This is a genomic window from Planctomycetia bacterium (genome assembly GCA_021413845.1).
GTDB lineage: Bacteria > Planctomycetota > Planctomycetia > Pirellulales > PNKZ01 > PNKZ01.
In genome coordinates, this window is sequence record JAIOPP010000080.1 from 1 (window position 1) to 11,956 (window position 11,956).

Here is an 11,956-nt window from a genome sequence, read left to right on the forward strand (position 1 = left end):
TGGCTGCGACGTTGTGGAGTCTGTGGAAGAGCGGCGGCCGCTACGATCCTGCGCGGGTGCGCGGCGTCGGGCGACCGTCGGCGCCGAAGGGAGTCGAACCCGCTTGAGCACGAGCGGCGGAGTTCCCAGGGTGGCTCTGAGACGCGCCTCACGGCGCGAGCTCCGGTCCGTGAATGAACCCGCCGCACGAATCACGAACGCACGCTCCGATCTCCGCATGGACCTCGCGCAAGCGAAGAGTCCCCGATAGGTGCCTGGGCGACGTTTTCCAAGATGATCGTCCGATCCTTCCGCGGAACGAATGCGAACCAGCGACTCCGAACCGACGCACGGGAAACGGCCTCCAAGACGTCGCCGAAAGGCACGAACGCCTCGACACGAACGTAACCTACGAACAAGCCCCTCTCCGAAAAGAAGAGAAAAAAAGCGGGCCCGCGCCCGCGGTGTATCTTGACCGAGAGCTTCCTATAGGTGTCACCCCGCGCGGTTCTAAATGCTGAGCCTGGTCGTTTTCTTTGTTGGAAGTAAGACGACTAGGCTCATGGGCGGGAACAACAATTATTGTGAGTCAGATATCGATCTTTCTGATTTGCTTGAAAGACGCTGCCCCACTAATTCCTCGATTGGAAAACTAGGCGGCTCAATCACGATGATTCGCCTAGCGGCCACATTCCCTGCGTCATCAAAAACGGGTCTGGCTGTTCGAAAGGTCACGTACTTATCAGGTGCCCCGACTACTTCAAGAATGCGGCCCGGCTGCGGATCAAATTCTTCTGTTTCGACGCGGAGTATGCCGGAGTTGCGGTATATCGACGCTGACTGAACAAGGTATGTGGACATGATGATTTGGCTCCTAAAACTAGCGTGAAGGCCGGTTCGGGTGATTCTCAAATGACCTCATCAACCCTTCCAGGCGGGAATTCACCGAAGTTGTTTCCGGTGCCGTTAAACCCCAAGCACGAGAGTTTTGTAACAAGCGTTGTTGAACTTCGATTTCCAAAACAATGTCACCGAGGTCTTGACCGACCCAATCGTAAATCGCCTGAGCACGGCCTGTTCGGAACTGAGTGGTATGAATCATTTCATCGAAGACGGTGCTGGCCGTGGGGTTTGGCCGCATAAGAATGTCTTTTGCACTCAGAGTAAGTCCTGTTTGCCCAGGACCCCCTGCTTCAAGCAATTGCATCTGAGCGAAATCGCTTTGGTCAATTATGCCGCCGTTCCTATCGAATGCCGCTTTGATCTTCTGGAATCGCACCGAATCCATCGGTGCCCCTTCCGCAATGCTTGCCAGTCCCGACCGGAAGGTTGTGTTGGCTGGAGTGCTCCGCACTGCGGTCGACAGGCCCGACAAGTCCGTAGCAACGTTCGCTAACTTTCCTCCGATCAGCGTAAATCCCGCCTCGAACGCCACGCCGCCGACGAGGTCACCTCTTCCTTTCGTCGTGCTTAAACGGTTCCCGAGCTCTTCGACGTAGTTCTCCATTCCATTATAAACCTCCGACCACGCGTCTTCCCGATTGAATACCAGATTGCCGCCGAAGCCGATCGTTTGGCTCGCTTTTTCGGCGAAACGTCCGGCCGCTGCAATCTTATTATCCATGAATTGGTCTTTGTCGGTTAAAAACAGTACGGCATCGTCACAAATGGCAGCTCCGAAATTTCTAATACCGGCAAAAAAGGAACGGGTCCTAGAGCCGAAGCCCTGAGCCACGGCGAGAATTTCGGATTCCCCATTGTCCGCGGAATAACGATTGATTTCTGCAATCTGACTTGGAGTCGAATGGCAATAAAAGCAGGGCGTGATGGTAAGCGGTGCCCGTATCGGATCCGAAGTGGATTTAAGTGGACCGCCGAACGAAGGCGTGAAGCTGTAGTAGGATGGGTCGTATTCCGCCAACCCGGTCGGATCGACGTTGTTGAGCGGATCGTTGCCGACGTACTGATTCAGGTTCAACGTCCCTCCGGCGAAGCCGATGGGGTCGGGGTTGAGCCAGTCGCCGAGTCTGGGGTCGAGGTAGCGGTTCCAGGCGTAGTAGTTGCCGGTCTCGGCGTCGTACGTCAGGCCGGTCCAGCCGGAGCGGACCAGCGTCGGGTCGCCCGAGCCTGCCGTGAGGTTGCCGTAGGCGTCGTAGGAATACTTCGCCACGAGGGTCCCGTCGGCAGCGACCAAGGCCCGGGTGCTGCCGAGCTCATCGGTGAGGAGCCATTCCAAGCCATGCCCCGTCCGCTGCTGGCCGAGCACTTGCCCTTCGGCGACGAATTGCCGCAACCGGAGCTCGCCCGCGCCGTCGAGCACCAGCAAGAGCTTGTCGCCCGCGTAGACGTAACGCTCCGCGTCGACCAACTCGCCTTCCGCGTCGTATACCTTTTTCCCGATCCGGTGGTTCGACGCGTCGTACCGGTACGTCAGCGAGCCGGACGTTGCGCCGTCGACCCGCTTCCAGGTCACCTCGACCAGACGGTTACGATGGTCCCACTGGTACTCTTCCCGCGTGCCGTCGGCCAGCGAAGTCTTCGCCGTTCGGTTCCCCCGGTCGTCGTACTCGTAGGCGTACGTCCCGTCCGAGTCTACCCGATTGTGCGGATCGGGCGTGTAGCCCGACGTTCCCGTCGCCGACGAGGTAGACGTCTTGCGGTCGCCGGCCGCGTCGAAGGCGTACGACTCGAGCGTCGCTCCGCTTTGATCGAGCACGCACGTCAGCTGGTTCAAGCCGTCGTACTTGTAAGACCGCGTCCCCTCCGGGCCGGTCGACTCGATCAGCCGCGCCTTCGCGTCGTACTCGAAGTGGAACGTCGCCGCTGCGATCGTCGCGCCGACCGTCGTACCGTCGACGATGTAATTCGCGATGTCCGACACTCGACCCGACTCATGATAGACCTGGCTCGTGCGAATCGTCGTCCCGCCGGATAAAGCGGCTTTGGACGGGTCGAAGTCTCCAGCCCGGTTCGGCGCGTGGTGCCGAGCCGGGCTTTTTTCATTTCTGATCGGACCTGTGTCTGATCACCATTGTGAAACGGATCCGTAGTGCCCCAAGGAACCGAGGGGCTTCTTTGCAGTAGATTCCGCTGCAAGTCACAAAACGGCCGTCGTAAGTCTGTCCGGGCGACACGACGGCTATTGAATTTTTATCGTCGGAGTCCGAGGTTGAGAAATCGATTTGGGTGAGCTCCGGGCGGTGCGAACTTGAAAGACTCATCACATATCCAGCGCTGCTCCGAATCGATATAGTGGCCGGAAACGCCTACCGTGCGACTCCCGAGTCTCGTCGAATGCTAAGAATGACCACATCCGTGCTTTCCATGTGTCGGCTTCCGTTTGTCTTGATCTATCTCTTTCTAGTGGGAGCGAACGTCGGTGCGGACGACTCCACCGCGACCATCGCGGTGCATTGGCCGTTTGTTTCCGACGCTCGCGCGGCCGTCGGGACGGCACATGCGACAAGCCGCGGTGGGGTGCAATTCAAGACAGTCAGTGGTCGGCCGGCGGCTGTGCTCAACGGGCGGGACGCCTATTTTGAATCGGCGACGCCGTTGCGGTTCGGAACCGGCGACTTTTCGGTCGCGATGTGGGTTCATCCGGATCGTCCGCTCACTGCCATTCCGGGCAACCTGCTGAGTTGCTGGAACCCGCTCCAACGCCGAGGATGGAATCTGTACGTGCAAGGGAGTTCGTCCGCTTATTCGTCGATTTGCGACAGCCGACATTTGCATTTTGGGATCGACGACGGTTGGAACGGCCCGGAGCGTGACCACGGCAAACCTTGGCCAAGCAATTCATTGATCAGCAACCTGATCGTACACGAAGGGCGGCTTTATGCGAGTATCGCCGACGCCGACGAGCCGGCCGCCTATGCCCGCGTTTTCCGTTTATCGGACGACGAACGCAGTTGGGAAGACTGTGGGCGGCTTGGCAACGATGAGACGATCCCCTCGGTAATGTCGATGATCGTCCACGACGGCAAATTGTACGCCGGTACCGGCGCCTGGGACTGGGTCCGCGCGTTTAGCAAGGACGGTAAGCATCGCGCTCCGCGATCAACCCGCGTCTTCGTCTATGAAGGGGGCAAAAAATGGCGTGATCTTGGGGAAGTCGGCAAAGGTTCGCGAGTTCTTTGCTTGTGCAGCTTCGCCGGATCGCTTTACGCCGGTCTCGATTCAGTCGGGGGTGGTAAATTATTCCGACTTGATCAGGATCGCTGGATCGATTGCGGATCGCCGGATAATCGAAACCTCGAGAACCTGATGCCGTGCTACGGGGCGCTGCACGTCGCGACCCACGGCAATGTTTATCGATATGAAGACGAGAACAAGTTCGTCCTCATCGGCAAGGAGCCGCACGGCATCAACCAGATTCACGCCTTGCACATGTACGATGGCAAGCTGATCGCGGGGACTTGGCCTCAGGGCTACATTCTTCGTCACGCGACGAACGGGAAGTGGGAGATCATGGGCCGGCTCGGCCTGCCGCCCGGCAAGGACGAGGAGATCAACGAAACGAACGATCTCGAATATCACAACGGCGCGCTTTACGCGGGGCTGCTCCCGCTTGCGGAACTATATCGGTACGAGCGCGACGGACAGTGGGCGAGGATCGGCCAACTCGGCCGACGAAAGGATTTCACGAATGAACGGGCAAATTTGGCGAGTTGGATGCGACTGACCGCGATGGCGAGTTATCGCGGTCGGCTCTTCGTGGGAACCGGATCATGTCAGGGGCGTGCCGTCGATTGCGACGCCGATGGGACGCTGGGCCGCGTCCGTTCCTACGCCTTTGGGCAGATGGTGAGCCACGAAAAAGACCTCCCGCCGGGCTGGGTCCACGTAGCGGCAGTGCGGCGAGAACGGACTCTGGAACTCTACCTCAACGGCCGACTGGTGGCGAAATCCGGCGATCAACCGTCGCAATCGATCGACGTCGATAGCGATTCTCCGCTGCGAATCGGCTTCGGAAACCTGACGCACTTCTCCGGGGCGTTGTCCGATGTTCGGCTCTATCGTGGAGCATTGTCCGAGCACGATGTCGCAAAACTGGCTCAGGGAAATTAAGCCGGTGCGGACGAAAAGTTCATATTCCGCAACTACTCGCCTTCACAACCGCTGACGGAATTTTATGTTGCAGTTAAGTCGGGGCGACAGGACGTCTATTGAACTTTTTCTGGTCGGGATCAACGACTGGCCGCGATCAATTGTGCCCTTGCGTTCCATAACTCCGATCGCCGCCCAAAGCGATGCTTGGTAATGTCGACCCCATTCCTTTCCGTAGTGGTCGTTGGCGGCCATCGGCGTGTCGCCGATGAGTTCGGCCAACGTTTCGATCGAACAACCGATTCCCTTGTTCCGGTAACTCGAGAGCATCCTATGCACGAACGTATGTCGATAGGTATAGCTCGAGCATTTGCTCTTCTTCGGATCGAGATCCCGACCAAGCTTCTTCTTTAAGGTGAGGCAGCGAACGACGCCGGTCATCCGCTTCCACGGTTCGTCGCGCGTGTTCCGGAACAGCGGCTTGCCGGATCCCTTGAGCGCGGAGACCATCAACTTGCGGACGAATACGGCGACCGCGTTTTGAACAGGAATCTTTCGCGTCTTCTTCGTCTTCAAGGAATAGACCCGGTATGAATTGCCGCAAAGAATAATCGCTCAAGCGATCTTCGCCGGCACCGTAGAGAGCCTGTTCGTCGAACAACGACATTCGCTTTTTCATGCCGGGCAGCGTGTAATACCGGCAATCGGTCTGCTTCCGATTCCAGGCCGAACCGTGTTGCTTGCGGCGTTGCTTGCGAGTTCTTCTCGTGCGTCCGTCCGTGAAAAAGTTGACCGGTGTCGGCTTAGGTCCGATATTGGCTCGATCAAGGCTCGAAAACCCGCTTGCGAGAGGCTCCGATGATTCCACGCGATCCTGTTCGCCCGAAGCCGTGCTTACGAAAATTAGCTCGGCATTTGCTACATAGAATTACCACACTCATCATGGTAGCCGTTGTCGAGACGGTGGCGATATCTGCATGCTTCTCCGCCGACACTGACAATAACCGATGTAGACCGAACATCGTCGTCATCATTACCGACGATCAAGGCTACGGCGACTTGTCGTGTCACGGCAATCCGATCTTGAAGACGCCGCATCTCGATCGGCTCTATGCGGAGTCGGTGCGCTTCACCGATTTTCATGTGAGCCCGACTTGCTCCCCCACGCGCGCTTCGCTGATGACCGGCCGGCATGAGTTCAAGTCGGGCGTTACGCATACGATCTTCGAGCGCGAACGGCTCAACCTTTCGGCGACGACGCTGCCTCAGGTGTTGAAGTCGGCCGGCTATGCGACCGGAATCTTCGGCAAGTGGCACCTCGGAGACGAAGCCGAGTATCAACCCGGCCGGCGCGGGTTCGACGAATCGTTCATCCACGGCGGCGGAGGGATCGGGCAGACCTATCGAGGGAGCTGCGGCGACGCGCCGCGCAATCGCTACTTCGACCCAACGATTCTCCATAACGGCAAGTTCGAGAAGACGACCGGTTACTGCACCGATGTCTTCTTCGCCGAAGCGACGAAGTGGATTGCGGCGAAGGTGAAAGCCAATGCAAACGCTGCCGCGAAGCCGACTGCGAATCCGTTTTTCTGCTACATCGCCACGAATGCGCCCCACACGCCGCTCGATTGCCCGGCCGAGTACGAGGCCCGCTACACCGGCAAAGCTCCCAACGCCGACGTTGCGAAATTCTTCGGCATGATTGCGAACATCGACGACAACGTCGGTCGGTTGCTCGCGAAGCTCGCCGAACTCGGTATCGAGCGCGACACTCTCGTCGTCTTCATGAACGACAACGGCGGCACCATCGGTACGCAGGTCTTCAATGCCGGAATGCGCGCGCAGAAAGTAACCGTCTATCGCGGGGGGACGCGCGGCATCTCGTTCTGGCGCCTGCCGGGCACGCTGGTTCCCGGCGATTGCGATCGCCTCGCCGCGCATATCGACATGCTGCCGACGCTCGCGGATATCGCCGGTGCGCCGCTCTCTGCGGAAACGGCCGCCAAGCTCGACGGACGAAGTCTCAGACCTCTCTTGCTCGACCAGCGAGCCGCTTGGAGCGACCGCACTCTCTTCACGCACTCGGGCCGATGGCCGAAGGGGTCGAACCCGGAAGAGGCGAAGTTCGCAAACTGCTCGATTCGCGATCCACGCTGGAACTTAGTGAGCTCGCCGTCGGCCGCCGGGAGAAAGAAGAAGCCCGGCGAAGCTATAGCGGGCAACGTGCCGAGTTGGGAGCTGTATGATCTCCAGGCCGATCCGGGCGAGTCGCGAAATCTTGCCGGCGAACATCCCGACGTGGTGCGCCGCCTCGCGACGGCCTACGATGCGTGGTGGGCCGAGGTGATTCCGGCGACGGTCGAAAACGAACGCGCGGTCGGGCCGGCGATCAATCCGTTTCACGCGCTCTACTATGCGCAGTTCGGCGGCGGGCCCGCGGGTAAGTCCGCCGATCCGCCGCAGCCGGCCGCCGCGCCGAAGCCGGTCGAACCTGCGTTTGCGCCGGTCGTCGACGATCCGAAATTGCCGCGCGTGCTGTTGATCGGCGACTCGATTTCGATCGGCTATACGGTCGACGTGCGCAAGCTGCTGGCCGGCAAGGCGAACGTGCATCGAATTCCCGTCAACGGCGGCCCGACGACGAACGGGCTCGCCGTAAAAGACGCTCGGAAAGACAAGCTCTCGAACCTGTCGCGGTGGCTCGCGCCCGACGGCGCTCCTGCGAAGTGGGACATCATCCACTTCAACTGGGGCCTGCACGATCTGAAGGAGATGCCCGACGGCAAGTTGCAGGTCGACCCGGACGCGTATGAGAAGAACCTGCGCGAGCTGGTGAAGCAGATGCAAGCGACCGGCGCGACGCTGATTTGGTGTACGACGACGCCGGTGCAAGAAGGAACGAAAGGCCCGCCGCGCAAAACGGCCGACGTGCTCATTTACAACGAGCGGGCCAAGAAAGTGATGGACGAAGCCAAGGTTGAGACGGACGACCTCTACACGTTCGCGCTCCCGAAGCTCAAAGAGATCCAACTCCCGCTCAACGTCCACTTCACCCCGGCCGGCTCAGCGGTCTTGGCCGAGAAAGTAGCGGCGGAAATCGAAAAGCGGCTGCCGAAGAAGTGAGGCAACGCTGGTGGAGCAGAAAGTGCCTGTGCTACTCAGCGTGCTATTTGCCGTCATTGTCCATAATATATCGAATTAAGATCGGAATGATCGATAGTATCGGAGGAAGGGAGACGAGGTAGAACCCGTAGCGCTTCGGATCAGTATCTGCAAATAAAGTCCAAATAATAAGTGGGGCGTAAATGACCCATGCAATCAAAAAGCCGACGATTGCATTCCCATCTATTTCTTTCATCTGCGCTGCTACGATCAAACACAGCATCCCCATGGCGAACGGCAGTCCCATAATTACCAGACAACCAAAGACGACCAGTTCGTAGCCAAACCATTCATCACCATCCTTATCTATCATGCCCTTATGAACGTTTTGAGCTATCGGACAACATAAACCGATTAGGTTCACTATCAAAAGAACGAGTAAAACGCCTCTTGAGCGATTGTTCCACAGGGCGTCTTGGTCGTTGTCGCCGAGCATTTAATGGTGGCCTCCCGTGTTTGAATCTGTAGCGATACAGTATTGCTAATTGCTCGTAATCGCAGGGGTGGCACGGACAACTCGTTGTCCGTGCGCCGAAGGCGCTCAAGGATAGTTCGCAAGACATTTCGGCCCGTTTTTATGAACAATAACAACGCCGTACGCAGAAACTAATCAATCCCATGCCGATCGCCTCCTGCGCCTAACGGTACACGGACAACAAGTTGTCCGTGCCACCCAGCGTCCTTAAGAGCTACTCTACCCGATGCTGTTCACAAAACCGCATTAGCTCGGCCCTTTTGGACTCCGGCAATACCGACAAGACTTGGTCGATCTGATTTGGCTCAAGGCTTTCTAGATAGTGACACAATCTGATTATTGTCCCGGGATTGCGAATTTCCACCTCTTCAGGCGTGCTAGTTGATAGAAGGTCGTCAACCACTACGGAAAGATCGCCGTGAATACTGGCCGTTCGCTTGCGGAAAAATCGCAGGCAGACTTCGGCCGCAATCCAGACCATCACAGAAAATATTATAACGACGATGTAAAACGTTGTGCGCATTGAGGACACCACCACCTCTACAGGGACGAGCTTCTAAGTCATGTCGCATTGCGCAAGAATGGGATCAAAATCGGTGACGTTTCAATTACCTGACACATTGACTCGCCTTTTATCGTACTCTGGAATAAACAAAAAGTTGTGCGCCGATGAGCGCCGTCAGAGTGCTCGCCACGACCATGAGCGCGCAGCAGTAGCGAAATAGTGGGCGGTTCATGACTCCTGTGAATCCGATTCCCAAGATCGTAAACGAAACGATCGCGCTTACTCCGATGATTGCAAAGCCGTCGTGGGCGAACCTGAGTCCGATCATGAAGAAAGACCAGACCGGCATGAGAAGCGAAAATGTCGGATCGTCGGTGAACAGAAGGCCGACCATAAATTGCGGAAGGCAGTAACAGGCCGACATCTCTGCAACGGCGCGAAGCAGCGGCTTGTCGGCCGTGGCCGGTTTACTTAGGCGGGCGCGCCAATCCAGCGGTATTTTAGCCACGGTGGGGCGGCTCCAAGCGTTCCTGCAGCGCTTCGATCACCAACCCCGCCGACCTTGCCGTCAGTCTGCCGTCGCTTTGGACGTCTAGCATTTCCCAGCGGATCAACTTGTCGACGGCGTCGGAGACGTCGAAGTCGACGTCGCGCTTGAGTTCCGCTTGCAGTAAGCGCTCGGCGCTCCGGTCGAGTTCGTCCATCGTCCAGCCGTCGTGCGGGGCTTGTCGCCAGAGGAGGAACCAGGCCGTGAGGGCTTCGCGATATTCTTGGTCTTCCGCTTCGTCGCAGAGCCGGAGGAACGCGCCCCAATCGCCGTCGAGCTTCTGGTAGTACAGGTTCTGCGTGAGGTTGAGTTGGTATTTCTCTTTGGTCCGTTTGTAGCCGAAGAACGAGCGCCAACCGTAGCCGATCGTGCCGATCAAGAGCATCAGATAAGCCAGCAGGCCGTAGATGCCGACCGCCGCGACCAAGAGCGCCCCTTTGATGATCTTCCACGCCGTGACGACGAGGCCCGAGATGAGCGGAAAGACGATTTTGCCTTGGTCGAGCATCGTCATCCGGACTTGCGTGCCGGGCAGCACCATGTCGACATCCCCTTCGGGAATGTTCTTGAACAGCTTGAGATAGATCCGATCTTGCACGTAGCCGGAGTCGTCGAGGTCGTGCGCGTGCGGTTGAAAAATGATCATCAACCGTTGGTAGAGCGGAATGCGGTAGTGATGCAGCTTGAACCAAGTGCGCCAACTCCGTCCGGTTCGGTGGTCGATCTTGTCGCCGCGAGCCCAAACTTCGAGATGCGCGAAGATGTCGAGATCGACCCGAAGGTTCAACCCCCAAGGGCTCACGGCTCCGACCGCGGCATCGACTTCGTTGCGCGGCAAAACGCGAAAGTTGGCCTTCTCGAGCAACACGCGGGCCGAAGTGAAGAGCTCGGCGCTGAGTGTTTTGGCGTCTTGCGGCGTGTAGCGCGAGAGGGAATGGACATCGACGTCGGGATCGAACCCGGCGTAGATGTCTTTCAGCCGGACGAGCCGAGTGCGGTACTCGCGATGGATGACGGCGTCGAGCAGCCGACAAACTTCGCGATAGTCTTGCGCGGCCGAAGCATCGGGATCGACATGCCGCGCGAGCAGCGATTCCAAGTCGCGCTTCGTTACCGGGATGAAGCGCCCTCGTTTGTACTTCGACGTCGGCGAAGCAGCGCCGGCCGTATGCTCGGCGGCAGCGGCGACATGTTTCGGGACAGGAAGCATGAGGGGGAAAGTCAGAAGTCAGAAGTCAGAAGTCAGAAGTAAAAACCGGAACCAAGAAAAACGATCGTTCTTCATTTCGTTATTCATCCAGCTGAATCGGTGGCGGGCTTTTGGCGTCGGGGCCCATGAAGCGGTTGAGGTCGATGCCGCCGCGTTGTTCTTCTTCGACCAGCTTTAAGCGCGCTTCGACTCGTTCGAGGCGGCGCTGCATGAGCGGGATCAAATGTTTCTGTTCGTCGATGCGCTGCGCTCGGGCCACGGAGGGATAGTTGAGGTGCCGTTGCAGCGCGGCGAAGAGGAGCAGGGGGTCTTTGCGCCGATTCGCGAGCGCGATCCGTCCTTCCTTCTCGCCGAAGAGAATCGGCTTCTCCGGCCCATCGGCGTCGAAGCCTTGCGCTTGGCGGGCTTTGTGGTAGTGTTCGCTACGCAGATAGAGCAGGTCGGCGAAGTCGACGACGCCGACTTGCCGGCGCACGTTCAAGATCCAATCTTGCCACGCGGCATCGTAGATCGGGTCGCGCGAGACCGCTTCCAAGCCTCGATCGTAGCCGAGCCGATTGCGGGCGATCGATTCGAATTGGTAGACGAACGACGCTTGCGGCGTCGCCCCTTGTCCGCGGAAGGCGGCTTCGAGCCGGAGGATTTCCAGCGCGGTGCGGAAGTCGAACCGGCCTCCTTCCCGTTCCGCTTCCGAAACGACGTAAGTCTGAAACGGCGTGAAGTAGTGGCCGAGCAGCTTCATGCCCGTGCTGAGGGCTCCGGTATGCTTGAGTTCGGCGGTGAGGAAGCCGATCGCCTTCGGCAGGTTTGTCGTCGAGAGAATCTCTTCCTGAATCGAGGCGAGCAGGTCTTGGATCGACGAAGACTCTTCGAGCCGCTCCGAAAGCGAGCGGAAAAGATAAGCCTGCTCGATGTATTCGTCCCGTTCCAGCATGTCGCATTCCGATAACTAGTTGCGATCGTTACCGTCGGCCCGTCGTTGGCGGCATTTCGCTCGCTTCCCCTCATTGTAACCGCCGGCCGCGCTTC

General features: G+C 58.3%; 8 protein-coding genes. 2 read left to right on the forward strand and 6 right to left on the reverse strand.

Annotated elements, in window-relative coordinates; genetic code table 11:
* Positions 1–859: 859 nt before the first annotated feature.
* A complete protein-coding gene (locus K8U03_14245; GenBank protein MCE9606053.1) occupies positions 860–2,860 on the reverse strand; it encodes an RHS repeat-associated core domain-containing protein in 2,001 nt (666 codons plus the stop codon).
* 422 nt (positions 2,861–3,282) lie between these two features.
* On the opposite strand from K8U03_14245, the gene K8U03_14250 reads away from it, so the two are divergent.
* On the forward strand, positions 3,283–5,049 hold the full coding sequence (locus K8U03_14250; protein ID MCE9606054.1) for a LamG domain-containing protein: 1,767 nt from the start codon (positions 3,283–3,285) through the stop codon (positions 5,047–5,049).
* Positions 5,050–5,091: 42 nt separating this feature from the next.
* On the opposite strand, the gene K8U03_14255 is transcribed toward K8U03_14250, so the two are convergent.
* A complete protein-coding gene (locus K8U03_14255) occupies positions 5,092–5,604 on the reverse strand; it encodes a hypothetical protein (protein MCE9606055.1) in 513 nt (170 codons plus the stop codon).
* A 366-nt stretch (positions 5,605–5,970) separates the two neighbouring features.
* On the opposite strand from K8U03_14255, the gene K8U03_14260 reads away from it, so the two are divergent.
* Positions 5,971–8,151 (forward strand): sulfatase-like hydrolase/transferase, encoded by a 2,181-nt coding sequence (locus K8U03_14260; GenBank protein MCE9606056.1) that lies wholly within the window; start codon positions 5,971–5,973, stop codon positions 8,149–8,151.
* Positions 8,152–8,194: 43 nt separating this feature from the next.
* Here the strand turns inward: K8U03_14260 and K8U03_14265 are convergent, their stop codons facing one another.
* The 4 genes from K8U03_14265 to K8U03_14280 form a co-directional block, all read right to left on the reverse strand.
* A complete protein-coding gene (locus tag K8U03_14265) occupies positions 8,195–8,626 on the reverse strand; it encodes a hypothetical protein (GenBank protein ID MCE9606057.1) in 432 nt (143 codons plus the stop codon).
* A 671-nt stretch (positions 8,627–9,297) separates the two neighbouring features.
* Positions 9,298–9,678, reverse strand: a complete 381-nt coding sequence (locus K8U03_14270; protein ID MCE9606058.1) for a hypothetical protein — start codon at positions 9,676–9,678, stop codon at positions 9,298–9,300.
* Complete coding sequence (locus K8U03_14275; protein ID MCE9606059.1) at positions 9,671–10,927, reverse strand: DUF3754 domain-containing protein; 1,257 nt, start codon at positions 10,925–10,927, stop codon at positions 9,671–9,673. The genes K8U03_14270 and K8U03_14275 overlap by 8 nt, the downstream gene beginning before the upstream one ends.
* 79 nt (positions 10,928–11,006) lie before the next feature.
* Positions 11,007–11,861 (reverse strand): hypothetical protein, encoded by an 855-nt coding sequence (locus K8U03_14280; GenBank protein MCE9606060.1) that lies wholly within the window; start codon positions 11,859–11,861, stop codon positions 11,007–11,009.
* Positions 11,862–11,956 lie beyond the last annotated feature (95 nt).